22 protein-coding genes and 1 pseudogene are annotated in these 24,821 nt (G+C 63.4%); 9 read left to right on the forward strand and 14 right to left on the reverse strand.

Annotated features, from left to right (window positions below):
• Position 1: 1 nt before the first annotated feature.
• Complete coding sequence (treY, locus tag V1289_RS11415; RefSeq protein WP_334397043.1) at positions 2 to 2,773, forward strand: malto-oligosyltrehalose synthase; 2,772 nt, start codon at positions 2 to 4, stop codon at positions 2,771 to 2,773.
• 207 nt (positions 2,774 to 2,980) lie between these two features.
• Here treY and V1289_RS11420 read toward each other — a convergent pair whose 3' ends face one another.
• Positions 2,981 to 3,292, reverse strand: coding sequence for a polyhydroxyalkanoic acid system family protein (locus tag V1289_RS11420; protein WP_334407402.1), 312 nt, complete (start codon positions 3,290 to 3,292; stop codon positions 2,981 to 2,983).
• Between the two features lie 163 nt (positions 3,293 to 3,455).
• Here V1289_RS11420 and V1289_RS11425 point away from each other — a divergent pair, with 163 nt between their 5' ends.
• A complete protein-coding gene (locus tag V1289_RS11425) occupies positions 3,456 to 3,620 on the forward strand; it encodes a DUF3309 family protein (RefSeq protein ID WP_334397044.1) in 165 nt (54 codons plus the stop codon).
• Positions 3,621 to 3,724: 104 nt separating this feature from the next.
• On the opposite strand, the gene ligD is transcribed toward V1289_RS11425, so the two are convergent.
• The 10 genes and pseudogenes from ligD to V1289_RS11475 all read right to left on the reverse strand — a co-directional run bounded on the left by ligD (position 3,725) and on the right by V1289_RS11475 (position 15,575).
• The gene (gene ligD / locus V1289_RS11430) at positions 3,725 to 6,370 is read right to left on the reverse strand and encodes a DNA ligase D (protein ID WP_334397045.1); all 2,646 of its coding nucleotides are present in this window, start codon (positions 6,368 to 6,370) and stop codon (positions 3,725 to 3,727) included.
• A gap of 139 nt (positions 6,371 to 6,509) precedes the next feature.
• Positions 6,510 to 6,719: pseudogene (locus V1289_RS11435) on the reverse strand (DUF6496 domain-containing protein); the annotation flags it as partial.
• Positions 6,720 to 6,797: 78 nt separating this feature from the next.
• Positions 6,798 to 7,238 (reverse strand): PTS sugar transporter subunit IIA, encoded by a 441-nt coding sequence (locus V1289_RS11440; RefSeq protein WP_334397046.1) that lies wholly within the window; start codon positions 7,236 to 7,238, stop codon positions 6,798 to 6,800.
• Between the two features lie 64 nt (positions 7,239 to 7,302).
• Positions 7,303 to 7,992 (reverse strand): response regulator, encoded by a 690-nt coding sequence (locus V1289_RS11445; RefSeq protein ID WP_074273714.1) that lies wholly within the window; start codon positions 7,990 to 7,992, stop codon positions 7,303 to 7,305.
• Positions 7,989 to 10,712: a sensor histidine kinase KdpD gene (locus V1289_RS11450; RefSeq protein WP_334397049.1), complete on the reverse strand. Its 2,724-nt coding sequence runs from the start codon at positions 10,710 to 10,712 to the stop codon at positions 7,989 to 7,991. The genes V1289_RS11445 and V1289_RS11450 overlap by 4 nt, the downstream gene beginning before the upstream one ends.
• 43 nt (positions 10,713 to 10,755) lie before the next feature.
• Entirely contained in the window at positions 10,756 to 11,361 is a 606-nt protein-coding gene (locus V1289_RS11455) for a K(+)-transporting ATPase subunit C (RefSeq protein WP_334397051.1), read from the reverse strand.
• 110 nt (positions 11,362 to 11,471) lie between these two features.
• Complete coding sequence (gene kdpB / locus V1289_RS11460; RefSeq protein WP_334397053.1) at positions 11,472 to 13,583, reverse strand: potassium-transporting ATPase subunit KdpB; 2,112 nt, start codon at positions 13,581 to 13,583, stop codon at positions 11,472 to 11,474.
• Positions 13,584 to 13,608: 25 nt separating this feature from the next.
• A complete protein-coding gene (kdpA, locus tag V1289_RS11465) occupies positions 13,609 to 15,312 on the reverse strand; it encodes a potassium-transporting ATPase subunit KdpA (protein WP_334397054.1) in 1,704 nt (567 codons plus the stop codon).
• Positions 15,313 to 15,349: 37 nt separating this feature from the next.
• Positions 15,350 to 15,439 (reverse strand): K(+)-transporting ATPase subunit F, encoded by a 90-nt coding sequence (locus V1289_RS11470; RefSeq protein ID WP_016846764.1) that lies wholly within the window; start codon positions 15,437 to 15,439, stop codon positions 15,350 to 15,352.
• Between the two features lie 13 nt (positions 15,440 to 15,452).
• A complete protein-coding gene (locus V1289_RS11475) occupies positions 15,453 to 15,575 on the reverse strand; it encodes a hypothetical protein (protein WP_334397055.1) in 123 nt (40 codons plus the stop codon).
• 347 nt (positions 15,576 to 15,922) lie between these two features.
• Here V1289_RS11475 and V1289_RS11480 point away from each other — a divergent pair, with 347 nt between their 5' ends.
• The 5 genes from V1289_RS11480 (at position 15,923) to dapA (ending at position 18,568) form a co-directional block, all read left to right on the forward strand.
• The gene (locus tag V1289_RS11480) at positions 15,923 to 16,390 is read left to right on the forward strand and encodes a hypothetical protein (RefSeq protein ID WP_334397056.1); all 468 of its coding nucleotides are present in this window, start codon (positions 15,923 to 15,925) and stop codon (positions 16,388 to 16,390) included.
• 41 nt (positions 16,391 to 16,431) lie between these two features.
• Entirely contained in the window at positions 16,432 to 16,710 is a 279-nt protein-coding gene (locus V1289_RS11485; protein ID WP_309179108.1) for a hypothetical protein, read from the forward strand.
• Between the two features lie 113 nt (positions 16,711 to 16,823).
• Positions 16,824 to 17,102, forward strand: a complete 279-nt coding sequence (locus V1289_RS11490) for a hypothetical protein (RefSeq protein ID WP_334397058.1) — start codon at positions 16,824 to 16,826, stop codon at positions 17,100 to 17,102.
• Positions 17,103 to 17,136: 34 nt separating this feature from the next.
• Positions 17,137 to 17,580: a hypothetical protein gene (locus V1289_RS11495; RefSeq protein ID WP_334397060.1), complete on the forward strand. Its 444-nt coding sequence runs from the start codon at positions 17,137 to 17,139 to the stop codon at positions 17,578 to 17,580.
• 7 nt (positions 17,581 to 17,587) lie between these two features.
• A complete protein-coding gene (gene dapA, locus V1289_RS11500; protein WP_334397061.1) occupies positions 17,588 to 18,568 on the forward strand; it encodes a 4-hydroxy-tetrahydrodipicolinate synthase in 981 nt (326 codons plus the stop codon).
• A gap of 413 nt (positions 18,569 to 18,981) precedes the next feature.
• Here dapA and V1289_RS11505 read toward each other — a convergent pair whose 3' ends face one another.
• A complete protein-coding gene (locus V1289_RS11505) occupies positions 18,982 to 19,296 on the reverse strand; it encodes a hypothetical protein (protein WP_334397062.1) in 315 nt (104 codons plus the stop codon).
• 224 nt (positions 19,297 to 19,520) lie between these two features.
• Between V1289_RS11505 and V1289_RS11510 the strand changes: the two genes are divergently transcribed.
• Both V1289_RS11510 and V1289_RS11515 read left to right on the forward strand, forming a co-directional pair.
• On the forward strand, positions 19,521 to 20,021 hold the full coding sequence (locus V1289_RS11510) for a hypothetical protein (RefSeq protein WP_334397063.1): 501 nt from the start codon (positions 19,521 to 19,523) through the stop codon (positions 20,019 to 20,021).
• A 34-nt stretch (positions 20,022 to 20,055) separates the two neighbouring features.
• Complete coding sequence (locus V1289_RS11515; RefSeq protein ID WP_334397064.1) at positions 20,056 to 20,268, forward strand: hypothetical protein; 213 nt, start codon at positions 20,056 to 20,058, stop codon at positions 20,266 to 20,268.
• 16 nt (positions 20,269 to 20,284) lie between these two features.
• On the opposite strand, the gene fdhF is transcribed toward V1289_RS11515, so the two are convergent.
• Positions 20,285 to 23,050 (reverse strand): formate dehydrogenase subunit alpha, encoded by a 2,766-nt coding sequence (gene fdhF / locus V1289_RS11520; RefSeq protein ID WP_334397065.1) that lies wholly within the window; start codon positions 23,048 to 23,050, stop codon positions 20,285 to 20,287.
• Positions 23,047 to 24,750, reverse strand: a complete 1,704-nt coding sequence (locus V1289_RS11525) for an NADH-ubiquinone oxidoreductase-F iron-sulfur binding region domain-containing protein (RefSeq protein WP_334397066.1) — start codon at positions 24,748 to 24,750, stop codon at positions 23,047 to 23,049. The genes fdhF and V1289_RS11525 overlap by 4 nt, the downstream gene beginning before the upstream one ends.
• Between the last annotated feature and the right edge of the window lie 71 nt (positions 24,751 to 24,821).

The following is a 24,821-nucleotide window of genomic DNA, read 5'->3' on the forward strand; positions in this document are numbered from 1 at the left end:
AATGCCTCCGGCGATCCCGATCGCGACCTACCGCCTGCAACTCACCGCGGATTTTGACTTCGACGCCGCAGCTGCCGTCGTGCCTTATCTGAAGGCGCTCGGGATCACGCATGTCTACGCCTCGCCGTTCATGAAGGCGCGCAAGGGCAGCACGCATGGCTACGACATCGTCGACCACACCCGGTTCAATCCCGAGCTCGGCGGCGAGGCCGGCTTCGCGCGGCTCAGCGCTGCGCTGAAGCAGCAAGATCTCGGGCTGATCCTCGATTTCGTGCCCAACCATGTCGGCGTGCATTTTGCCGATAATCCGTGGTGGCTGGATGTGCTGGAATGGGGTCCGGCCTCGCCGCATGCGGCGTCGTTCGACGTCGACTGGGAGCAATTGCCGTATCGCGCCCGCGGCGGCGTGCTGATGCCGATCATCGGCTCGTCCTACGGACAGGCGCTGGAGCGCGGCGAGATCCAGCTGCGCTATGATGCGGCCGAAGGTGGCTTTTCCGCCTGGTATTTCGAGCATCGGCTGCCGATCGCGCCGGAACGCTACAGCGAGATTTTGCGCACGATCGTCAAGGAAGCCGCGGCTGAAGCCAGCCCGGCCGGCAAGGCCATCCTCGCCCTCGCCTCGCGTTACCGGGGATTGCGTCACCCCAACCGCAAGGAAGCACCCGCCTTCAAGGCGGAGCTGAAAGCGATCGCCGGAGGGCCTGCGATCATCGAACGCGGGCTTGCCGCCTACCGCGCCGGGCCCGATCGCGCCACGCCAACGCTGGCGCTGCATCACCTGCTCGAACGCCAGCATTACCGGCTTGGCCATTGGCGGCTGGCCTCCAGCGACATCAACTACCGCCGCTTCTTCGACATCAACACGCTGGCGGGATTGCGGGTCGAGGATGCCGGCACGTTCGATGCCATCCATCGCCTGGTCAAAAAGCTGATCGCGGAGGGAACGCTGCAGGGCCTCCGCCTCGACCACATCGACGGCCTGCGCGATCCCGCGCAATATTTTCAGCGCCTGCGCCGCCTGATCCGTTCTGCCCAGGGCGGCGCGGCCAGGCCGTTCTATCTGGTGATCGAAAAGATTCTCGGCGAGCATGAAAAGATGCATGCCTTTGCCGGCGTTCACGGCACCACGGGCTATGAGTGGATGAATGCGATTACCCATGCGCTGGTCGACGGCAACGGCCTCGCGCCGCTCGACGAGATTTGGCGGCAGATCAGCAATCAATCGCCGAAACTCGAACCCATCCTGAAGGATGCCAAGCGCCGGGTGCTGGAAACCCTGCTGACCAGCGAATTCACGGTGCTGACGCGCCTGCTGGCGCGGATCGCCAGCGGACATTACTCCACCCGCGACTATGCCGCCGACAGCCTGCGGCAGGCGCTCGAACTCTATGTGCTGCATTTCCCGGTTTATCGCACCTATCTGACGTCGTCCGGTTCGGCCGCGCATGACCGCGCGCTGATATCTGCGACGATCGAGCGCGCGCGGGCCGACTGGTTTGCCGCCGATGACGGCATCTTCGACTTCCTGCGCGATACCCTGACCATGGATTTGATCAAGCCGGGACGCGCGGCGCACAGCGCGCCGCGGGTCCGGCGCTTTGCCTTGAAGGTGCAGCAATTCACCGGACCCTTGATGGCCAAGTCGCTCGAGGACACCACCTTCTACCGTTACCACCGGCTGCTGGCCCTGAACGAGGTCGGCGGCGATCCCTCGGCGAAAGCGCTTTCCGTCGACGGCTTTCACGCCATGATGCAGACGCGCGCCAGGGAATGGCCGCACGGCATGACGGCAACCGCGACCCACGACACCAAGCGTGGCGAGGACGCACGGGCCCGGATCATGGCGCTCGCCGAAATCCCTGGCGAATGGGCCAGCACCGTGGCGCGCTGGAAAATTTTCAACGCGCCGCATCTCGTCACCAAAGGCGCGATGCGCGCGCCCTCGGCGACGTTCGAATACATGCTGTACCAGGCGCTGCTGGGCGCGTGGCAACCAGGCGACGACAAATTTCTGGAGCGAATGCAGGCCTATGCGTTGAAGGCCGCGCGCGAAGGCAAGCAGGAAACCAGCTGGCTCAATCCGCACCAGGCCTATGAGGCGGGAATAACGACCTTTATCGCGCGGATTCTGGATCGCACCATCTCAGCCGAATTCCTGGACTCGCTGGAAACCCTGGCGCGGCGCGTATCGTTTCTGGGGGCATTGAATTCGCTGGGCCAGCTTACGCTGAAGGCAACGATGCCCGGTGTGCCGGACTTCTATCAGGGCACGGAATTCTGGGATCTTTCGCTGGTCGATCCGGACAACCGGCGGCCGGTGGATTTTGCCGGGCGCGGTACGGTGCTGACCGCCGTCGAAACACCGGATTGGGAACACCTCGCGCGGCATTGGACCAATGGCCATTTGAAACTGGCGTGGACCCGACAGCTCCTGAAGCTGCGGACCGAACTCGCCGATGTGTTTGCCGACGGCGACTATCAGCCACTGGGCGTGAGCGGGCGGCATCGCGATCATGTCATCGCCTTTGCGCGGCGGCGCGGCCGCGATGCAGCCATTGTCGCGGTCGCGAAATCCTGCGCGGCGTTCACGGAAGGTGGACGCACCTGGCCGCGCGCCGATGCCTTCGATGGCGCGATCGACCTCAAGGGATATGCGACGGAAGCTGGCGAAAGCGAGCTTTCGACCCTCTTCCGGTATCTGCCGGTTGCGGTGCTCAAGGCCAGCGTCGCCGGCGCTTCGAAGCCGGCGCGCCAACGAATTCGCGCGTAACCGACCTTTCGCAAATGCGAAGGCCGCCCGGGATCGATGGCCGGGCGGCCCGGCGGTTGTCGTGCCGACGACGAAGGTCGGTTCCCTCCTCCCGCGCAGGCCTGCATGATCCCACAAAATTCGTTACCAGTAAGCTGATGAAACTACGGAGTGCGTCTGTTCTTCGAAAACTTTTCTTTGCTGCAAGGCACAATCACACGCAACGCATCAATTTCGTTTCGTCAGCAGCAGACTGCCGCGATTGCGGATCGCAGCCTGGGCTGCTTCAGCAAAACGCTGCAGCAACCACGGCAGCAGGACCTCCACGCGCACATGATCGTCGGCGACATCGACCTGGCCCGCGACCGCTTGTCCCAATGCGCGAACGCGAAAGATCATGCGATTGTCCTCCCATCTTTCCTCATCGACCTGCAACACCGGCACGCTCGAAGCCGCGCGCGTCAGCCCCGTCTTCAGGCGGCGCACGGCTTCTTCGCGGCCGAGACTATGTGGAATCGAAACGACCAATGGTGCGGACATCGCTGAAATCCTCTTTGATCCAACAGCATGTAATTCCAGATCGCTCGAAAAGAAGAGCCGTGCGCGCGCTGTCGCGACGTACCAAATGGAACCTTCATAGTCGCCGTTCGTTTTCCTGCTGAAGGCAGAGAGCAAACAGGCCTATGGGCTGAGGAGAGATTTAATGTCACTCGGAACGATCATTCTCATCATTCTCGTCATCGCGCTGCTCGGCGGATTCAGCGGCGTCGGCGGCGGACCGTTTTACGGAACCGGTTATTACGGCGGTGGCGGACTTGGTCTGGTGGTCGTGATCTTGCTGATATTGCTGTTGCTTGGGAAGCTCTGAGGCACAGTGTCATTCCGGGGCTCGCGTCAGCGAGAACCCGGAATCTCGCGCTACAACTTGGGATTCCGGGTTCGCGACTACGTCGCGCCCCGGAATGACAGGAGTCAGATCTGAGTCCCCAGCTTCTTCATCGCCGCCTTTATCGATGACGCCGCATCCTGATATCCTTCCCACGCTTTGGTCTTCACCAGCAGCGCCGGCACGGTGCGTACGGTGTAGCGCTTCGGATCGAGATCGCCGCGCAGCTGCGCCCAGGTCAGCGGCATCGAGACGGTGGAGCCCTCGCGCGCCCGCGGCGACAACACCGCAACCGCGGTCGACATCCGGTCGTTGCGCAAATAATCGAGGAAGATTTTTCCACTGCGCATCTTCTTCGACATGTTGAGCAGATAGCGCCCGGGATCGTCGTTCGCTATCCACTGGCAGATGCCCAGCGCAAACGCCTTGGCTTCCTTCCACGTCACCCTGTCCCTGGCGCCGTGAAGCAGCGGCGTCACGACGTGCAGGCCCTTGCCGCCGGTGGTCTTGCAAAAGCTCTCCAGCCCGACCGCGGTCAGCCGTTGCCGCATCTCCCTGGCGGCCTCGATGACCTCCGAGAAATCAACCTCCGGCGCCGGATCGAGATCGAACACCAACCGCCCCGGCACGTCATAGGCATCCGGCGCGCAGTTCCAGGGATGCAGTTCGAGCCCGCCGCTCTGTGCCACGGCCGCGAGACCCTCGATCCGGTCGATCTGCAAATAGGGTTTGCGGTCGCCGGAGACTTTGACGAGTTCCAGCAGATTCGACGTGCTGGGCATCGCATGACGCTGAAAGAATTTTTCGCCGTTGATGCCATCCGGCGCCCGGACCACGGAGCATGGCCGACCTTTCAAATAGCCGATCATCCATTCGCCGACCAATTCGAAATATCGGGCCAGGTCGAGTTTCGTCACCCCGGCGCCATCGCCGGCATCCGGCCACAGCTCCTTGTCGGGCTTTGAGATCACGACGCCCATCACTTCGGCAGATTTCTTCGCCGCCGGCCGTGCGGCTGTCGTCGCGGCTTTCCCGGCCGGTCTGGCAAGCCTGGTCATCGATGGTCTCTCCGCCTCCACCTCGATGGCGGGCTTGTCCTGCCGAAGGCCCTTGAACGCCGCCTGCCGGATATTGCCGCCGTCGGTCCAGCCTGCGAATTCGATTTCGGCGACCAGTTCAGGCTTCAGCCAATGCACGTCGCGGGTTTTCTTCGGCGCGTCCTTGCCGCCGAACGGGCTCCTGTCCGACGCCGCCGCCTTCAGCGCCGGCATGATGCGGCGAACCGTGTCCTGCCCGAACCCGGTGCCGACGATACCGACAAAGGCCAGATGATCGCCGCGATAGACGCCGGCCATCAGCGAACGGAATTTGCCGTTGGTGGTTTTCCAGCCGCCCAGCACGACCTCGTGCCCGGCGCGGCACTTGGCCTTGGTCCAGTGGTCGGACCGGCCGGAACGATAGGGCGCCTCGAGCTTTTTGGAGACGATGCCTTCGAACGACAGCTTGCGGGCCGCTTGCAGGATCGCATCGCCGCCGCCTTCGAAATGTTCGACATAGCGGATCGGTCCGTCCTTGCCTTTACGGGCCTCCAGCAATTTCCTCAGCCGCGCCTTGCGTTCGCCGAGCGGCAGCGGGCGCAGATCTTCGCCATCGGCAAACAGCAGGTCGAACGCAAAGAAGATGAGCCCGCCGGTCTTGCCGTCGGAGATCGCGGCCTGCAGCGTCGAAAAATCCGGCGCGCCGTTGCGATCGAGCGCGACGATCTCGCCGTCGATCAACGCGTCGGGAAGCGATTTTGCGGCTTTGGCGATGCCTTGGAATTTTTCGGTCCAGTCCAGCCCCTTGCGGGTCTTCAGCGCCGCCTCGCCGTCCTCAACGCGCAACTGCACGCGGTAGCCGTCGAATTTGATCTCATGGCACCAGCCATCCGAATTCGGCGGGCGCTCGACCGAGGCGCAAAGCTGCGGCGCGACGAAATCCGGCATCGACGAGACCTTTTTGGCCTTCGGTGCTTTTGCGGCAGCGCGCGCCTTGGGCGACGGCGCCTTGGTTTTGGCGCGGGCCTCGGCCGCCTCGCCACGATTGGAATGCCAGACCGCGTCGGCTTTGGTCTTGCCGCCTTTGGCCAGCATGAACGGCTTTGGCGCCTTGCCCTTGCCCTCGGCAATCTCGGCCATCGATCGCCCCGATGCGACCGAGAGATCCGCATTGACGAACGCGTTGGCCTCGCCTTCCTTCGCAAACGCGTCGCGGTGCTTGATCAACAGCCAGTTGGTCCGCTTGCCGCCGTAGCGATCGCCCTTCATCCGCACCAGCACCCAGCTGCCGTGCAGCTTCTCGCCGTGCAGGGTGAATTTCAGATCGCCCTTCTTGAAGCCGCGGTCGGGATCGTCGGATTCCCAGTAGCCGCGGTCCCAGAGCTGCACGGTGCCGCCGCCATATTCGCTCTCGGGAATCGTGCCTTCGAAATCGCCGTAATCGAGCGGGTGATCCTCCACCTCGACCGCCAGCCGCTTGTCGTGCGGATCGAGCGATGGGCCGCGGGTCACCGCCCAGGATTTGAAGACACCGTCAAACTCCAGCCGGAGATCGTAATGCAGCCTTGTCGCATCATGCTTCTGGATCACGAAGCGGCGGTGTTTTGCAGGCGCGACCTTGACCTCGCCGGAGGGCTCGTCGGTCTTTTCGAAATCACGTTTCTTCCGGTACGTGGACAGGTTTCTCAGCGACACGGTCAAGCCTCACACGGTCGACGTTTCCCAACTCGATCTGCACGACTCGGGCGAAACGCGCCGCGGGGTCGCGAATTCGCCCCGGAGAGTGTAGTTGCTCCTTGCGCCGATTGGAAAGGCCCAGTGGCCGTCAAGCGGCTTTACGGGCCTTGGCCGCTGTCCGCTTCCGGGACGCCTTCTTCGGCACCTTCCTGCCCTTCGCCCGCGCTTCGGACAGGCCGATCGCAATCGCCTGCTTGCGGCTCTTGACCGTCTTGCCGGACCGGCCGCTCTTCAACGTGCCGGCCTTGCGCTTCTTCATCGCGCGCTCGACATCGGCGGAAGCCTTCTTCGAATATTTTCGTGCCATGGTGTTTCTCCCGGTTACCGGGAAACAATCGGCGCAGCTCGTGAAAGTTCCGGACCACGCCGCCGAGATGCGCGGCCCTCAGGCGATCGCCGAATAAAGCTCGGATGCGGTTTTGGCGGCCCGCAATCGCGCGAGATTCTCCGGCGGCCGCAGCGTCCGGGCCACCAGCGCGAGTGCCGCGAGCGCTTCGGTCTCCGCAGCCGCGGGCAACAACAGAACGAACAGGATGTCCACCGCTTGCCCGTCGATGGCGTCGAATTCGATCGGTTGCTTCAGTTTCGCAAGCAGCCCACAGGGCCGCTGCAGATCCGGCAACCGGGCATGGGGGATGGCGACGCCCTTGCCTATTCCGGTCGATCCCAGTTCTTCCCGCTTGAGCAGGTAGGACGCAACCCGATCGGCGGGCAGACCAAGACCAGCCGCGGCCCTGGTTGCGAATTCCTTCAACAGCAACGCCTTGTTCGAAGCACGGACGTCGATCGTGACGTCCGCTGGCGACAGCAGATCGGAAATTTTCATGGTCGCTCCAAGAGGACGCATCCTAGCATCGATCCGGTCTCGGATGATATGTGGGTTTGGCAACCTAGTCCGGCGCGCGCAGCCGGTAGCCGATGCCGGTTTCGGTCAGCACGAATTGCGGACGCTCCGGGTCGGTCTCGATCTTCTGCCGGAGCTGGCGAACATAAACCCGCAGATATTGTGCGTCGGTCAGTTCGTCCCACAGCTCCTTCAGCAGAAACCGATGGGTCAGCACCTTGCCGGCATGCTGCACCAGCACGCGCAACAGCTCATACTCCTTGGGTGACAGTTTGACGTCCTTCTCGCCGACCTTGACGATTCGGCGCACCAGGTCGACCGCAAGGTCGCCCGATCGGAATACCGGGCGTTCGCCATGGACCTGCAATTGATGCCGCAACGCCGCGCGCATCCGCGCCAGCAGCTCGTCCATCCCGAACGGCTTGGTCAGATAATCGTCGGCGCCGAGATCGAGCGCCTGGACCTTGCCGGCCTCGTCGCCGCGGCTCGACAGCACAACGACCGGGACGCTGTCGTTGCGCCCGCGAATCATGCGCAGCAAGTCATGGCCCTGGATGTCCGGCAAGCCGAGATCGAGAATGATGAGGGCGGGATCCTGCGCCAGCAATTCGAGCCCGATCTTGCCGTTGGAGGCTTCCAGGATCTCGTAACCCTGCGTGCTCAACCCCATCCGCAACAGCTTGCGGATCGGCGGCTCGTCGTCGATGACGAGAACCTTGATCGGTGCGGCGCTCATGCGGCGGTGTCCAATGCATTTGATGCCGCCGGAATCGGAAGCCGAACGGTCAGCACGGCGCCACTGCGGTCGGAGCGGTTGGCGGCCAGGATCGTGCCGCGCATGGCCTCGACGAAACCGCGCGAAATCGCCAGGCCAAGCCCGGTGCCGGGGCGGACATGGTCGCCCTTTTGCGCGCGGTAGAACTTGTCAAATACCATCTCCAACTCCGCTGGCGGAAACCCGTCGCCCTCGTCGATGATTTGCAGGCATACAAAATCCCTTTCCCGCAAGCTCCTGATCGAAATCGTGGTGTCGGCGGGCGCGTATTTCGCCGCATTGTCGAGCAGGTTGAAGAGCACCTGCTCGAACAGGACGGCGTCGAGTTCCAGCATCGGCAAATCGGCGGCTAGCTCCAGCGAAACCCTGTGGCTCGCGAGAATCTTGCTGGCGCGCCGCAATACGCTGCCGACGATCTCGCCCACATCGTGCAACGCGGTATTCGGCACGATGGCGCCGGATTCCAGTTTGGTCATGTCGAGCAGATTGGCGATGAAGCGGTTGAGCCGTTCGGATTCGTCGATCACGGTTGCCAGCAAATCGCGCTTTTCGGCATCGCTCAGGCCGCTCGCAAGATCGCGCATCGTGCTGGCCGCGCCCAGCACCGAGGCCAGCGGTGTTTTCAGATCGTGCGAGATCGAGGTCAATAGCGCCGACCGCAGGCGATCGGATTCCACGGTACGCTTGACCCGGTCCATGTCCTCGACCAGCTGCACGCGTTCGATCGCAAGCGCGCCCTGATCCATCAGCGCGTCGAGCAGCCGGCGCTGGTCCGGCGCGAGCAGCGGTCCGGTCCTGTCGTCGTCGATGCCGATGACGCCGATCGGCCCGCGTCCGGTTCGCATCGGCAGAAACAGGCGCTTGGCGCCCGGCAGCGTATCCGCACCGCGACCGGCCGCGCGATCGTTACCCCACGCCCAGTTCGCCGCGGCAAGGTCGGCCTTGTCGAGTTCGTCCTCGGGCGGGTAGCCGGTCTTGACGGTAAGGACGCCCTCTTCGGGCAACAGCAACACCACCCGCACCTTCAGCATCAGGGCGGTCTGATAGGCGGTCGCCCACAGCACATCGTCCAGCGTCGCGGTACCCGCGAGCTTCCGGCTGAAGGCGTACAGCGACTCCGTGGTCCGCACCCGGCCGATCGCGGTATCGGCCTGCAAGCGCACACGCGCGGCGACGTTGGAAACCAGGATCGCGATCAGCATGAAGAAGAAGAACGCGGCGACATTGGTCGGATCGGTGATGGTGAAGGTATAGACCGGCGGCAGAAAGAAGAAGTTGTAGCTCAGCGATGCCGCGACGCTGGCGAACAGCGATGGCCACAACCCGTAACGAACCGCGACGCCGACCACGGCCGTCAGGAACACCAGATCGACGTTCTCGATACCGAACATCGGCTGAATCAGTTCAGCGGCGCCGAGGCCGACGGCCACGATCAGCAGCGACATCAGATACGGCTTGGGATCGAACGGTTCGGGCCGCTCGGCCGCGCGCACGGTCTTCTTCGGAACCGGCTCCGCAGCGAGCTCCTCGCCGGCGATCACGTTGACGCTGATATTGCCGGCGCGCCGCACCAGGTCGTGGACGACCGAGCCGCGCCTGAGCTCGAACCACAGGGAGCGCGTCGACTTGCCGATGATGATCTGCGTGACGTTGTTGGCCTGCGCAAAGCCGATGATGTCGTCGGCGATCCGGCGTCCGACGCCGGGAATGGTGATGGCCTCGCCGCCCAGCGCTTCCGCCAGCCGCAACGTGTCGGCCAGCCGGTCGCGCTGCTCGTCGGTCAGTTGCAGGCTCCGCCTCGTCTCAATGCTGATCGCGGTCCATGGCGCATGCAGCCGGTCCGCCAACCGCTTGGTGTAGCGCACGAGCCCCGCCGACCGCGGATCCTCGCTGAGGCAGGCCAGGATGCGCTCGCCCGCGGCCCAGGGGCCCGCGATCGCGTTGGCCTGCATATGGGTCAAGAGCTGTTCGTCGACCCGCTCGGCGGTCCGCCGCAAGGCGAGCTCGCGCAGCGCGGTCAGATTGCCCGGCGAGAAATAATGCTCGAGCGCGCGCTCGGCCTGTTTCGGGACGTAGACCTTGCCTTCCCTAAGCCGCTGGATCAGATCGTCCGGCGTGAGGTCGATCAGCTCGATTGCGTCGGCGCGGTCGAACGCCGAATCCGGCACGGTTTCGCGCACCCGCACATGGGTGATCTGCGCGACCACGTCGTTGAGGCTTTCGATGTGCTGGATATTGACCGCGGTATAGACGTCGATGCCGTGGGAGACCAGTTCCTCGACGTCGAGGTAGCGCTTGGGATGGCGGCTGCCGGGCGCATTGGTGTGGGCGAGTTCATCGACCAGCGCGATCTGCGGATGGCGCGCAATCAGCGCGTCGAGGTCCATCTCCTCGAGCAACTGGTCCTTGTATTCGAGCCGCTTGCGCGGGAGAACCTCAAGCCCGACCAGCAGCGCCTCGGTCTCGACCCGCCCGTGGGTCTCGACGACGCCGACGACGACGTCGGCACCGGCCTTCAATTTGGCGTGCGCGCTCTGCAGCATTTCATAGGTCTTGCCGACGCCGGGAGCGGCGCCGACGAAGATCTTGAGCCGCCCGGCACGGCTGTCCTCGCGCCGGGCCGCCTCCAGCAGGGCCTCCGGCGAGGGGCGTTGTTCGGAATCGCGGCGCTGCTGGACCATTATGACAATATAGACCTCAGCCTGGGTCCAGCCTAGACACTCGTTATTTCGATGCGGCGCGATCCAAGGCCAAATTCAGCGTCAGCACATTGACGCGCGGCTCGCCGAGCAGTCCGGCAAGACGGCCCTGGGTGTTCATCACGACCACCTGGCGGACCAAGTCTTCCGGCATGTTCCGGGCCTTCGCGACCCGGGGCACCTGGAACAGCGCGGCTTCCGGCGAGATGTCGGGATCGAGGCCGCTGCCGGACGTGGTGACGAGATCGACCGGCACCGCCGCGGACGGATTTTCCGCCTTCAGCTTCTCGACGTCTTCCTTGACCCGATCGTTCAGCGCCTTGCTGGTCGGGCCGAGGTTGGAACCGCCGGAATTGGCCGCATTGTACGGCGCCGAAACCGTCTTGGTCGAATCGGCCGGATCCGGCGCCGAGGTCGCCGAGGGCCGGCCGTGGAAATACTTGTCGTCCTTGAACTCCTGGCCGATCAGGGCGGAGCCAACCACCTTGCCGTCCTTCTCGATCAGGCTGCCCTGGGCCTGCTTCGGAAAGATCACGCCGGCAATCGCGGTCATGGCGAGGGGATAGGCAAGGCCCGTGATCAGCGTGAGCAGGACCAGGATGATGATGGCGGGACGGAATTCTCTTAACATAACCGTATCTCCTTAGTGACCGTCATTGCGAGCGAAGCGAAGCAATCCATAGAGCCGCAAAGAAAGAGTGGATTGCTTCGCCGCTTCGCTCCTCGCAATGACGCGTGTGGTTAGACCAGGTGCAAGGCCGCGACGACGAGGTCGATGGCCTTGATGCCGATGAAGGGAATGATGATGCCGCCGACGCCGTAGATCATCAGGTTACGGCGCAACAGCGCGCCGGCACCGATGGCACGATAGGCCACGCCCTTCAGCGCCAGCGGAATCAGCGCGATGATGATCAGCGCGTTGAAGATGATCGCCGACAGGATCGCGCTCTGCGGGCTCGCCAGATGCATGATATTGAGCGCATCGAGCTGCGGATAGAACGCCAGGAAGATCGCCGGGATGATGGCGAAATATTTCGCCACGTCGTTGGCGATCGAGAACGTGGTGAGCGCGCCGCGGGTCATCAGCAATTGCTTGCCGATCTCGACCACCTCAATCAGCTTGGTCGGGTTGGAATCGAGGTCGACCATGTTGCCGGCCTCGCGCGCGGCCTGCGTTCCCGTGTTCATGGCGACACCGACGTCGGCTTGCGCGAGCGCAGGCGCGTCGTTGGTGCCGTCGCCGCACATCGCCACCAGTTTTCCCTTTGCCTGCTCGTCGCGAATGAGCTTCAGCTTGTCTTCGGGGGTGGCTTGCGCCAGGAAATCGTCGACGCCGGCTTCGGCGGCAATCGCGGCCGCGGTCATCGGGTTGTCGCCGGTGATCATCACCGTGCGGATGCCCATGCGGCGGAGTTCCGCAAAGCGTTCGCGGATGCCGCCCTTGACGATATCCTTGAGCTGCACGACGCCAAGCAGACGTCCATCCTTGGCGACCGCGAGCGGGGTTCCGCCCGACTTGGCGATTTCGTCGGAAATCGCCTGGATCTCGCGCGCGACATCCGTCAGCCCCGCCGACTGGATCGCACGCACCGTGTTTCCTGACGCGACGATGTGGCTCCCGCCATTGACGTAATTCAGGATCGCATCGACCGCGCCCTTGCGGACCGACGACGCGCCGGCATCGACGCCGCTCATCCGGGTTTGCGCGGTGAACGGAACGAATGTGGCGTTGAGTTCCGCCATATCGCGGCTGCGGATACCGTATTTTTCCTTGGCCAGCACGACGATCGAGCGGCCTTCCGGGGTTTCGTCGGCCAGCGAGGCAAGTTGCGCCGCGTCCGCCAACTCCTGCTCGGTCACGCCGCGCACCGGGCGAAACGCCGTCGCCTGGCGGTTGCCCAGCGTGATGGTGCCGGTCTTGTCGAGCAGCAGGGTATCGACGTCGCCGGCGGCTTCCACCGCGCGGCCGGACATTGCCAGCACGTTGAAGCGCACCAGCCGGTCCATGCCGGCGATGCCGATCGCCGACAGCAACGCGCCGATGGTGGTCGGGATCAGCGTCACGAACAGCGCCACCAGCACGACAACGGAAATCGAGCCGCCGGCATAGGTCGCATAGCTCGGGATCGTCACGGTCGCGAACACGAAGATGATGGTGAGGCCCGCCAGCAGGATGTTGAGCGCGATCTCGTTCGGCGTCTTCTGCCGCTCGGCGCCTTCCACCAGCTTGATCATGCGGTCGATGAAGGTCGAGCCCTGTGCCGCGGTGATGCGGACGCGGATCCAGTCGGACAATACCTGCGTGCCGCCGGTGACCGCCGAGCGGTCGCCGCCGGATTCGCGGATCACGGGCGCGGATTCGCCGGTGATGGCGGCCTCGTTGACGGAAGCGACGCCTTCGATCACCTCGCCGTCGGACGGAATATTGTCGCCGGCCTCGACCAGCACGATGTCGCCGACCTTGAGGCTGGTACCGGAGACCAGACGAAAGGTCTTGTCGGAACCGGTCAGCAACTTGGCTTGACTCTCGGTGCGGGTCTTCCGGAGCGACTCCGCCTGCGCCTTGCCGCGGCCTTCGGCAACGGCCTCGGCGAAATTGGCGAACAGGACCGTGAACCACAGCCACAGAATGATCTGGAAGGTGAAGCCGAGGCTTGCGCCGCCCGTCACCAGATCGCGAACGAAGATCACCGTGGTCAGCGCGGCCACGGTCTCGACCACGAACATCACGGGGTTCTTGATCATCAGCCGCGGGTCGAGCTTGACGAAGGCCGAGCGGATCGCAGGCATCACGATTTTGGGATCGAGCATTGCCGAGGCCGTCGCCTTTTTCTGCAGTTTCATGGTTTCCATGGGCGTAACTCCGAAATGCGTTCGATCAGAACAGGGTATTGGCGTTGCCGGCGAGGTGCTCGACGATCGGCCCGAGCGCCAGCGCCGGGAAGAAGGTGAGACCGCCGATGATCAGGATCACGCCGACGACAAGCCCGACGAACAGGCTGCCCGTGGTCGGCAAGGTGCCGGCCGAGGGCGGGATCGATTTCTTGTTGGCGAGCGAGCCCGCCAGCGCCATCGCCGGCACGATCATGAAGAAGCGGCCGACGAACATCGAACAGGCGAGCGTCAGATTGTAGAAGAAGGTGTTGCCGGTCAGACCCGCGAAGGCCGAGCCGTTGTTCCCGGTCGCCGAAGTATAGGCATAGAGCACCTCGGTGAACCCATGCGGGCCGGAATTGGCCATCGATGCGACCGCCGACGGCAGCACCACGGCCACCGAGGTCCAGCCCAGGTACATCAGCGGCAACACCAGGATGGCGAGCATTGCCATCTTGACCTCGCGCGCCTCGATCTTCTTGCCGACATATTCCGGCGTGCGGCCGACCATCAGGCCGGCGACGAAGATCGCCAGCACAACGAACAGCAGCATGCCGTAAAGGCCGGCGCCGACGCCGCCAACGATGATTTCGCCGAGCTGCATGTTGATCAACGGGATCATGCCGCCGAGCGCGGTAAACGAGTCATGCATGGCGTTGACCGCGCCGCAGGACGCGGCCGTGGTGATCACCGCGAACAGCGAGGACGCCACGATGCCGAAGCGGACTTCCTTGCCTTCCATATTGCCGCCGGTCAGCCCCAGCGCGCTCAGCGCCGAGGTGCCGTTGGCTTCGGCCCAATAGGTGACGGCGACGCCTGACAGGAACAGCACGCCCATCACGGCCAGGATCGCCCAGCCCTGGCGCTGGTTGCCGACCATGCGGCCGAACACGTTGGTCATGGCGGCGCCGAGCGCGAAGATCGAAATCATCTGCACGAAGTTCGACAGCGCCGTCGGGTTTTCGAAGGGGTGCGCGGCGTTGGCGTTGAAGAAGCCGCCGCCATTGGTGCCCAGCATCTTGATCGCGACCTGCGAGGCGACCGGGCCGACCGCGATGGTCTGCTTGGCGCCTTCCAGTGTGGTGGCGTCGACATAGGCGCCGAGCGTCTGCGGCATGCCCTGCGAGACCAGGAACAGCGTGTAGACAATGCAGATCGGCAGCAGCACATAGAGGGTGCAGCGCGTCACGTCGACCCAGAAATTGCCGATGGTGCGCATCGAGGAGCGCGAGAAGCCGCGGATCAGCGCCACCGCCAGCGCGATGCCGGTCGCAGCCGAGAGGAAGTTCTGGTGCGTCAGGCCGAGCATCTGCACCAGATAGGACAGCGTGCTCTCGCCGCCGTAGTTCTGCCAGTTGGTATTGGTGATGAAGGAGATCGCGGTGTTGAACGACAGATCCTGCGCGACGGCGGATTGTTCGGCCGGATTGAACGGCAGCAGCGCCTGCAGCCGCATCAGACCGTAGATGATCAGGAAGCCGCCGACATGGAACAGCAGCATCGCGACCGTATAGGTCAGCCAATGCTGCTCGCGCTTCTCATCGACGCCACCGATCCAGTACAGAGAGGCCTCGACCGGCCGCAGGATCGGAGACAGGAACGTGCGCTCGCCGTTGAAGACGCGCGTCATGTACCAGCCGAGCGGTTTCACCAGCGCGACCACGATCGCGCAGTACAGAAGAATTTGAATCCAGCCGATGACGGTCATGGGATTGCCTTTTGGGGAATTGCCGTTGGATGCAGGTTCAGAAGCGCTCGGGGCGCAGCAGCGCGTAGGTCAGGTAGAACAGCAGACCCAGCGAAACGAGACCGGCGAGCGAGTAATCGAAAATCATGGCTCTCTCCTCTTCACAACCGTTCGCAGGCGTAGGCGTAGCCTATGCCCGCCACGAAGAAGCCGAGGCCGAGCGCCAGCATGACGATGTCCAACATGGGATGCTCCTTTTCGCGCCTCGTTTCCGTGCGCGGCAAGACGGTTTCAATCGATTGAGCGGGATCTCTCCGCAACAATCCCGATTTTCCGTATCAGTGGCTGTGACGTGCCACTTCGGGTGTATGATTTCGAGGCGGCAGCACGTCGAGTTTTATAGGAATTCCATAAAGACGCGATTTTCCCGAACACGGGTGGTCAAATTCGCAATTTAACCTGGTCGCCGACGAAATCGTGGGCTTGCACATAGCGTCGCCTTTTCGTCGAAATACGCGCTTATGAAATTCCTATATCTCAGCCTTCCATTCCCTCTCGTTTTCAAATGACGTCTTGGCCATTTTGGCAGCGTGGCCAGCACCTTTGGCTGCGCCCTGAACGAGATGACGTCATGCCGCTGCTTTCAGAACATCAAAATCCCGCCGAACTGGTCGACCGGCTTCGCGACGCCGGTGCGGTGACGGCCGCGTTGATGTCGGAGATCATCAGCAAAGTCTGCCGCCGCTTTCCCTCCCAGGGACAGACCGCCAAGACCGCGCACGTCGAGCGGCTGATTCAATCGGGCGGCTGGACCGATGCGGCGCTGGCGCTAATCGATCTCGAACTGCCGCAATGGCAGGTTCGCCGCATCGCCTATGATGAAGGCGAATGGTATTGCGCACTGTCGCGCGAGCGCGAGCTGCCGGACTGGCTCGATCAATCGGTCGAGGCCCGACACGCCGACCTGGCGCTCGCGATATTGAGCGCATTCGTCGAGGTTGAGCGCATCAGCGTGCCCTCGATCCGGACCAGCGTTCCTGCCGTGACGCGGGACACTAACCAGCTCTACGAGCCGGTCTGCAGCGATAATTTCGCGTAAGGCCGCGAGTTGTTGCCTCTCCGGCTTCCGGATTTACGCGCGTGATACGGCTGTCAAATTACCCGCGAAAACTGCGATCGGCCCAGGTGCTGATCCGGTTTGGCATGCGGATGTTTATCCTGGTCATTTTCGCGATGTTCGGCGGCATCGGCTTCGGCAGGAGCCTGGCCGCCTTGCTGTGGATGTCCACCATCCTCAGCGCCTGCATCGCCGTCATCCGGCGCGAGCTTCCACTCGATGCCGAGCTCAATCAGTGGGATGAAACGGTGACCTATGCCGCCATTTGCATGCTGGTCAACGGCCTCAACCAATCGCTTTAACGGCGCCTGGCTTATGCGGCTCCTATGAGATCGCCGCCTTGTCACGCTCGATTTCATATCCGGCGGGAAACATATTGGGCGCGCACTATCCCATCTCTGGAAGGAATACCAACGTGAAGCTCGTCGAACCTCCATCGTGTAGTTCTCCGTCTGCAATCGTCTTCATCGGCAGAAACAGGCGCGGCAACTGGGTCGCCCAGGAACAGAACGGCCTTTATGGCGGGCTGTTCGTCAACCGCGCGCAAGCCGTCAAATACGCGCTGTTCGAGAACGGCCACCATCCCGAAACCATCGTCGAACTGGCACTCGAAATCGAACTCGACATGGGCGGCACGCCCGCTTCCGGTCCCGCATCGCAGGTCGCCGGCGCCACAGCCCGGCACGTCGCGTAACAGGCCGGACAGACTTCCCCACAAGGAGAGCAAGATGGGTCAGCCTCATTCCGATTCGAACCGGGAGCAGGTCGTCGATACCATGATCGGGCTCACGCGCTTGACCAACCTGCATCGCGCCATCGTTGCCGGCAGCGGCAGCCTGGAACTCTATCTTGCGCTGCGCCGGCGCGGTTTCATGCGGGTAGCCACCACCACGACCTGCCGGGTCCCGAAAGGCCAGCACGCGGTCGGCCTGATCACGGGCCACAATTCCCTTCAGGCAATCGAGACCGCGCTTACCGGGATATCGCAATTCCTCGGCGCCAGCGCCGCCATCGCGGTCACGATCGACTGCCACGAAACCGGTGCCGGGCTGCGAGTCCGGGGCAAGCTCGAGCAAATGGGTTTTCGGATCGAGGCCGGCGTCAGATGCCAGCAGGGCTTCGTGCTTTCGGCCATTCGGCAAGGCTTCACCGAGATGCAAAACGCGGCGTAAGATCCCAATGATAGCATCTTCAAATCCGGCCACCTGGCTGGCGGGCTACATACCCGATATTCCCACCCCCTTCGATGAAACGGGTGCAGTCGATCTGGCGGTATTCGCAAAGCTCTGCGAGCGCCAGATACAAGCCGGCGTCACCGCGATCCTGGTCAGCGAAACCAGCGGCGAAAGCTCCACGCTGACGCCGGCCGAACAAGAAAGCATCATCCGCGCCGCCGTCGAAGTGGCGCGAGGCCGCGTCCGCGTCATCGCCGGAGCCGGATCCAATTCAACCAGTCAGGCGATCGAGCTGACACAGCGCGCCGAAGCGGCCGGGGCCGATGCGGTGCTTTCGGTCGTGCCGTATTACAACAAGCCGATGCAGGCCGGAATTCACGCGCACTTCCGGGCGATTGCGATCTCGAGCGGGCTGCCCATCATCCTGCACGACGTTCCAGCCCGGACCATGCGCGAATTGTCCGACGACACGCTGTTGCGGCTGGCCGAATCGAGGCGCTTCATCGGATTGAAGGACGGCGCCGGCGATATCGTGCGGCTGCTGCGCTTGCGGCCACAGCTGCCGGCAGGATTTCGATTGTTGTCCGGGGACGACGCAACGGCGCTGGCGTTCGTTGCCAATGGCGGGGACGGTTGCGTATCCCTGATATCGAACGTCGCGCCGGGACTGTGCCAGGCCATCTTTTCTAACTGCAGGCAGGAGCGGCTACAGACCGCGCGATACCTGCAGAACCGGCTGGCGCCGCTGGCGGCCGCTCTCGCCAGGGAAAGCCCGGCCGCCCTGAAATACGCGCTCTGCCTGCTCGGCTTCATGTCTCCGGCGACCCGCCTGCCCCTCGTTGAACTTGGCGACCCCGCAAAGGCGGAGGTCGCGGGCGCGATCGCGGAGATCGGCGATGAGGATATCGCATGTCCGGTCGAAAGCTGGCCCACACCGCGTGCTTGCGAGGATTCCATTGCTGCAGGGCAGGCCCAACCCGGATGAGTCCAGCCGCTCACGGAATCGAGCGGCACGCCAGAACGCTACGCGCCTGGCATCTGCCAATCCTGCGATATGCCGAGACGCTGCGATCCTGCGACAATACCTCGCACGGATCGACGATGACCGCCTGCGACGGGTGGTTGCGGCAACGGTCGACATCGGCCAGGGACTTTCCGCCCGCGGCAACGTTTGACTCGATGCGTTGGAGCACGGGTGGTGCGCGACCGTATCAAGGGCTCACGCGCCGCCGGCTGATGCTCGATCCAGCAAGTGCTTCTCCCGCCATTTCGGCCCGGGACCGCGCATATAGTGTTGCTCGGGATGGTAACGCTTGACCGGCCCATCCCAGGATGGGCCGAAGAACGTCACCAATGATCTGAGGGCGCCGCGAACAAGGGCGACAAGAGCCGCCGAACTCATCGCGAACGCTCCGTCGACCCGGAATGGCGCGCCACCCAATCGTTGGTGTCCCGGTCGAAGCGAATGCCGCGCAGTTCGAGTTCGCGCTGCATGCGGCGTACCTTCGAATTGGCGATGGCCTCGATCATGTTCTTCAGGAAGCCGTTGACGCGGCTTAAGGCGTTGCGCATCCGGACGCGGTCGCGTTTCGTCTGCGATCGGGCAAACCGGTAGTCGCCCGATGAATCGCGCCGGCTGGCGAGATACGACCGATAATCATCGTCGTAGGTCACATCGCGGAATTTATCTTCACCAGTGAGCAAGTGAGCCATGGTAGATCTCCACCGTCTGCCCGCATTGCGGGCGCCTGGTGCCAAGATGCGGACGATCGCATAGGAAATCGAGGCGATCTCCTGCCTCCTCCCATAAGGGCGGCATAAACATCTACGGCGGCGTCAATTCCTATATTTCTCCTATGATATCCACGGTCGATCCGTCTCGTATTCCTACGGCATTGCCTGCACATCATGGCCGTTAGATTCGCAAGGAGGCCGCGATGGGCGCGATCACTTTCCATACCGCGTATCCCGCTGCGGGACGGCTTGGGGCCGTGCTGGCTGCTGTGCGCAAAACGATCGACAGGTTTGTCAGTTGCCAGATGCAGGATGCGGCAGCGGAGGCCGAATACGCGCGCCGCGAACACGCCCGCACGCCGCCGGGCGACGAGCCCGCGAGCGTCAATACGCAATTTCAGCCACTCGATTCCAGCATCGTCAGCGAGGCAATTCCGGGGTTCTTCATCGGCCGTAACAAGGAAGGCTTCTGGGTTGCCCGGGACGCGAAGGGAAGAATCGGCGGGCTTTTCCTGTTCAAGAACTCTGCCCTGTCCTTTGCAAGGAACAACAGCCGGCCGACGGGATGCGCGACGATATTCCCTTCTCATCGGTTCGAGCTCGACCTGGAAAACAAGGGCAATGCGCTGGTCCCGCATCTTGGATCGATAAAGCGCCTCGTGACGCGCCATCTGCAGAGAATGGCAGCCTCGATCGGCGGATAAGCCCGGCGCGCTACAACGGTGAAGGATTCCTGACATGACGATGCTGGCGCACACCGGCGGCCCATTCAAACCGGCCCGCTATTCATCGGGTGGGCGTGACATCACCGGAACGAGTACGGCGAACGCTCGTCTGGCGATGATCAAGCGGCTCAGCAAGTTCGCGCTTGCCGTCCTGACGGTCGGAGGTGCCCTCGCCAGTATCATCGCCCTAAAAGCCGCGATCTTTCTTTCGCGCTTGAACTTTTGACGCCAGCCGGTCGCGGCTATTCGGCCGCCGAGCGGAGTTCCACCTTCTCCGCGCGCACGGCGCAGAACTTGAATTCCGGGATCTTGCCGAACGGATCGAGCGCCGGATTGGTCAACAGGTTCGCCGCCGCCTCCGCGTAGCAGAACGGCATGAACACCATGTTTTCCGGCACGTCGCGGTCGGAGCGAACCTTGACCTCGACGGCGCCGCGGCGGGTCTCCAGCCGGATGAAATCGCCGGGCCAGACGCTTAAGCGCCGCATATCCTTTGGCGACATGAACGCCACCGCCTCGGGCTCGATCTGGTCGAGCACCTGGGAGCGCCGGGTCATCGAGCCGGTATGCCAATGTTCCAGCACGCGGCCGGTGGAGAGCACCATCGGATATTCGTCGTCGGGAATCTCGTCGGGCGCGACCACCCGCGCCGGCACGATCTTGCCGCGGCCGCTTTCGGTCGGGAAACCGGTGGTGAAGATGATCTCGTTGCCGGGCTGATCGGGATCGTCGACCGGATAGGTCACCGCGCCCTCGCGCACCATCCGTTCCCAGGTGATGTTGTTCAGCGACGGCATCACCTGCGTCATCTCGGTGAACACCTCGGCAGGTCCAGCGTAGTTCCAGGGCAGCCCCATCCGCTTGGCGATTTCCTGGATAATCCAGAGATCCTGCTTTGCGTCGCCGGGCGGCTTGATCACTTCGCGCGCGAGCTGCACACGGCGATCGGTATTGGTGAAGGTGCCGGATTTTTCCGCGAACGCCGAGGCAGGCAGGATCACGTCGGCGTGGAACGCGGTTTCGGTGACGAACAGATCCTGCACCACCAGATGCTCGAGTTTGGCCAGTGCCTCACGGGCGTGCTGCAGATCGGGGTCCGACATCGCCGGGTTTTCGCCCTCGATATACATGCCGGTGATTTCGCCGGCGTGGATCGCGTTCATGATCTCGACGACCGTCAAGCCACGAACCGGATCGAGGTCCTGATGCCAGAGTTTTTCGAAGGGCTCGCGCAGATCGGTGCGGCCGACCGGCTGGTAGTCCGGCAGGAACATCGGGATCAGGCCGGCGTCGGAGGCGCCCTGCACGTTGTTCTGGCCGCGCAGCGGATGCAGGCCGGTGCCGGGACGGCCGACCTGCCCGGTGATCAGCGCGAGCGCGATCAGGCAGCGCGCGTTGTCGGTGCCGTGGACGTGCTGGCTGATGCCCATGCCCCAGAAGATGATGGAAGCGCGCGAGCGCGCATACATTCGCGCCACTTCGCGGATCGTTTCCGCCGCAATGCCGCAGATCGGCTCCATCTTTTCCGGCGTGAATTCCTTGATGCGCTCCTTGAGCTCGTCATAGCCTTCAGTATAGCCGGCGATATATTGCTCGTCGGTCAGGCCTTCGGTGATGATGGTGTGGATCATCGCATTCAGGATCGCGACGTCGCTGCCGGCCTTGAACGCCAGATGCTTGGTGGCGTGACGCGACAGCGATTGCCCGCGCGGGTCCATCACGATCAGCTTGGCGCCCTTTTTCGCCGCGTTCTTGATGAAGGTCGCTGCCACCGGATGGTTCACGGTCGGATTGGCCCCGATCACGATGATGACTTCGGCATCCATCGCCGCCGAGAACGGCGCCGACACCGCGCCGGAATTCAGGCCTTCCATCAGCGCCGCCACCGACGAGGCGTGGCACAGCCGGGTGCAGTGATCGACATTGTTGGAGCCAAAACCGGTGCGCACCAGTTTCTGGAACAGATAGGCTTCCTCGTTGGAGCCCTTGGCCGAACCGAAGCCGGCCAGCGCCTTGACGCCCTTCTCATCCCGGATTTTCACGAGACCTTTTGCGGCGATGTCGAGCGCCTCTTCCCACGAGGCTTCGCGGAAATGCGTGAACGGATTGGCGGGATCGACCTGGTCGTTGGAATCCTTTTTCGCATTCGGCAGCCGCACCAGCGGCTTGGTCAGGCGATGCGGGTGATGGATGTAGTCGAAGCCGAAGCGGCCCTTGACGCAGAGCCGGTTGTGGTTGGCCGGGCCGTCGCGGCCTTCGGCGTAGATGATCTTCTCGTCCTTGACTTCGTAGGTGACCTGGCAGCCAACCCCGCAGAACGGACACAGCGAGTCCACCTTGCGGTCCGCATAGGTGACGCGGGTCTGGTTCTCGTCCAGCATCACCGAGGGCATCAGCGCGCCGGTCGGGCAGGCCTGCACGCATTCGCCGCAGGCGACACAGGTCGATTCACCCATCGGATCGTCGAAATCGAACACGATCTTGGATTCGTGACTGCGATAGGCCATGCCGATGACGTCGTTGACCTGCACCTCGCGGCAGGCGCGCACGCACAGGCCGCACTGAATGCAGCTATCGAGATTGACGCGCATGGCGGGATGGCTGGCATCGCCCTCCCAGCGCTGCGCCGCCGGAAACCGGCTCTCGGTCACCTCGACCTTTTCGGCCCAGTGCCAGAATTTCGATTCGGGATCGTGCGAGGTTGCGCGCGCCGGCTGATCGGCGACCAGCAATTCCATCACCATCTTCTGCGCTGCGACCGCGCGCGCGCTTTCGGTCTTCACCTTCATGCCGACGCTCGGCGTGCGCTTGCAGGACGCCGCCAGCACCCGCTCGCCCTCGATCTCCACCATGCAGGCGCGGCAATTGCCGTCGGGCCGGTAGTCCGGCTCGGGCGAGTAGCACAGATGCGGGATCTCGCGGCCCTGGCGGTGTGCCACCTGCCAGATGGTTTCGCCGGCATTGGCCTCGACCTGCTTGCCGTCGAGTTCGAACTGAATCTTGGTCATTCCGCAGCGTCCTTGAACTCGTCTGGGAAGTATTTAATCACGGAAGTCAGCGGATTCGAGGCCGCCTGGCCGAGCCCACAAATCGACGCATCGCGCATTGCCTGGCCCAATTCGTCGAGCAATTCGCGGTTCCACACCGGCCGCTCCATCAGGATCGCGGCCTTCTGGGTGCCGACCCGGCACGGCGTGCACTGGCCACAGCTCTCATCCTCGAAGAAGCGCATCAGGTTCAGCGCCGCACCCTTCACGCTGTCCTGCTCGGACAGGATGATGACCGCGGCCGAGCCGATGAAGCAGCCATATTTTTCCAGCGTGCCGAAATCGAGCGGGATATCGTCCATCGCGGCCGGCAGGATGCCGCCGGACGCGCCGCCCGGCAGATAGGCGCGGAACTTATGTCCTTCCGCCATGCCGCCGCAGAACTCGTCGATCAATTCGCGCACGGTGATGCCGGCGGGCGCGAGTTTCATACCGGGGTTCTTGACGCGGCCCGACACCGAATAACTGCGCAGGCCGTGACGGTCGTTGCGGCCGTGGCTCTTCCACCACTCCGCGCCCTTCTCGACGATGTCGCGCACCCACCACAGCGTCTCGATATTGTTGATCAGCGTCGGCAGGCCGAACAGTCCGACCTGGAACGGATAAGGCGGCTTGTGCCGGGGCAGACCGCGCTTGCCCTCGATGCTCTCCAAGAGCGAGGATTCCTCGCCGCAGATGTAGGCGCCGGCGCCACGGCGCATGTGCAGCACAGGCCCACCCGGCGGCAGCTTTGCAAGTTCGCGCTCGAGAATTTCCCGCGAGGCCGGGTATTCGTCGCGGATGTAGATGTAGATGTCGGTCGCTTCGACCACATGCGCGCCGATCAGCATGCCCTCGATAAAGCGATGCGGATCGGTCTCGAGATAATAGCGGTCCTTGAAGGTGCCGGGCTCGCCCTCGTCGCCATTGACCGCCATCAGCCGCGGTCCGGGCTCGCCGAGCACCGCGCGCCATTTGCGTCCCGTCGGAAAACCCGCGCCGCCGAGACCACGCAGGCTCGCATCGTCGAGGGCTTTGAGCAGATCCTCTTTCGGCAATTCGCCGGAGCGCAGGCGCTTCAGCAGCGTGTAGCCACCGCCGGCGACATAGGAATCGTAGTCGACATATTTGGGCAGATGCGCGTGGGTCTCGCCGGCCTTGGCGGCGGCGAGCACATTGGCAACCGTGGCGTGATCGACAAAGTGATGACCGACTTCGGCCGCCGGCGCGGTGTCGCAGCGGCCGACACACGGCGCGCGCACCACGCGAATGCCGGGACCGGCCTTGTTCTCCAATTCCTGCAGCAGTTTTTCCGCACCCAGCATCGCGCAGGTCAGCGAGTCGCAGACGCGGATGGTCAGCGGCGCGACATCCGGTTCGCCTTCCTTCACGATGTCGAAATGCGCATAGAAGGTCGCGGTCTCGAACACTTCCGCGAACGCCAGCTTCATCTCGTCCGCAAGGGCTGCGAGATGCGCGGCGGAAATCTGATGATACTTGTCCTGGATCAGGTGCAGATGCTCGACCAGGAGATCGCGGCGCCGCGGCCGGTCGCCGAGCAGCAGCTCGATCTCGTGCGCCGCGGCTGGATCGACCTGGCGGCCCTTGGGGGTCGATTTGGCCCGCTTGCGTCCCTCGCCGGGATGCTCAAACGGACGGACTTTTTGCACGTCATGAACCATTGAAAACGTCTCGTTCCTGCTTGTTCAGCCCGGCGACCTTAATCCGTGGCATGCCAGATGCCAAGAGAAAT

It is taken from the genome of Bradyrhizobium sp. AZCC 2289, assembly GCF_036924615.1.
Taxonomy (GTDB): domain Bacteria; phylum Pseudomonadota; class Alphaproteobacteria; order Rhizobiales; family Xanthobacteraceae; genus Bradyrhizobium.

Excerpts from the sequence above, each read along its gene's own strand:
- V1289_RS11510 (WP_334397063.1), top strand. The coding sequence starts at position 19,521 with ATGGGCGCGATCACTTTCCATACCGCGTATCCCGCTGCGGGACGGCTT.
- V1289_RS11470 (WP_016846764.1), bottom strand. The coding sequence starts at position 15,439 with ATGATTTTCGATTACTCGCTCGCCGGTCTCGTTTCGCTGGGTCTGCTG.
- V1289_RS11450 (WP_334397049.1), bottom strand. The coding sequence starts at position 10,712 with ATGGTCCAGCAGCGCCGCGATTCCGAACAACGCCCCTCGCCGGAGGCC.
- V1289_RS11525 (WP_334397066.1), bottom strand. The coding sequence starts at position 24,750 with ATGGTTCATGACGTGCAAAAAGTCCGTCCGTTTGAGCATCCCGGCGAG.
- dapA (WP_334397061.1), top strand. The coding sequence starts at position 17,588 with ATGATAGCATCTTCAAATCCGGCCACCTGGCTGGCGGGCTACATACCC.
- V1289_RS11515 (WP_334397064.1), top strand. The coding sequence starts at position 20,056 with ATGACGATGCTGGCGCACACCGGCGGCCCATTCAAACCGGCCCGCTAT.
- fdhF (WP_334397065.1), bottom strand. The coding sequence starts at position 23,050 with ATGACCAAGATTCAGTTCGAACTCGACGGCAAGCAGGTCGAGGCCAAT.
- kdpA (WP_334397054.1), bottom strand. The coding sequence starts at position 15,312 with ATGACCGTCATCGGCTGGATTCAAATTCTTCTGTACTGCGCGATCGTG.
- V1289_RS11455 (WP_334397051.1), bottom strand. The coding sequence starts at position 11,361 with ATGTTAAGAGAATTCCGTCCCGCCATCATCATCCTGGTCCTGCTCACG.
- V1289_RS11480 (WP_334397056.1), top strand. The coding sequence starts at position 15,923 with ATGCCGCTGCTTTCAGAACATCAAAATCCCGCCGAACTGGTCGACCGG.
- V1289_RS11505 (WP_334397062.1), bottom strand. The coding sequence starts at position 19,296 with ATGGCTCACTTGCTCACTGGTGAAGATAAATTCCGCGATGTGACCTAC.
- V1289_RS11420 (WP_334407402.1), bottom strand. The coding sequence starts at position 3,292 with ATGTCCGCACCATTGGTCGTTTCGATTCCACATAGTCTCGGCCGCGAA.
- treY (WP_334397043.1), top strand. The coding sequence starts at position 2 with ATGCCTCCGGCGATCCCGATCGCGACCTACCGCCTGCAACTCACCGCG.
- V1289_RS11445 (WP_074273714.1), bottom strand. The coding sequence starts at position 7,992 with ATGAGCGCCGCACCGATCAAGGTTCTCGTCATCGACGACGAGCCGCCG.
- V1289_RS11425 (WP_334397044.1), top strand. The coding sequence starts at position 3,456 with ATGTCACTCGGAACGATCATTCTCATCATTCTCGTCATCGCGCTGCTC.
- V1289_RS11495 (WP_334397060.1), top strand. The coding sequence starts at position 17,137 with ATGGGTCAGCCTCATTCCGATTCGAACCGGGAGCAGGTCGTCGATACC.
- kdpB (WP_334397053.1), bottom strand. The coding sequence starts at position 13,583 with ATGGAAACCATGAAACTGCAGAAAAAGGCGACGGCCTCGGCAATGCTC.
- V1289_RS11440 (WP_334397046.1), bottom strand. The coding sequence starts at position 7,238 with ATGAAAATTTCCGATCTGCTGTCGCCAGCGGACGTCACGATCGACGTC.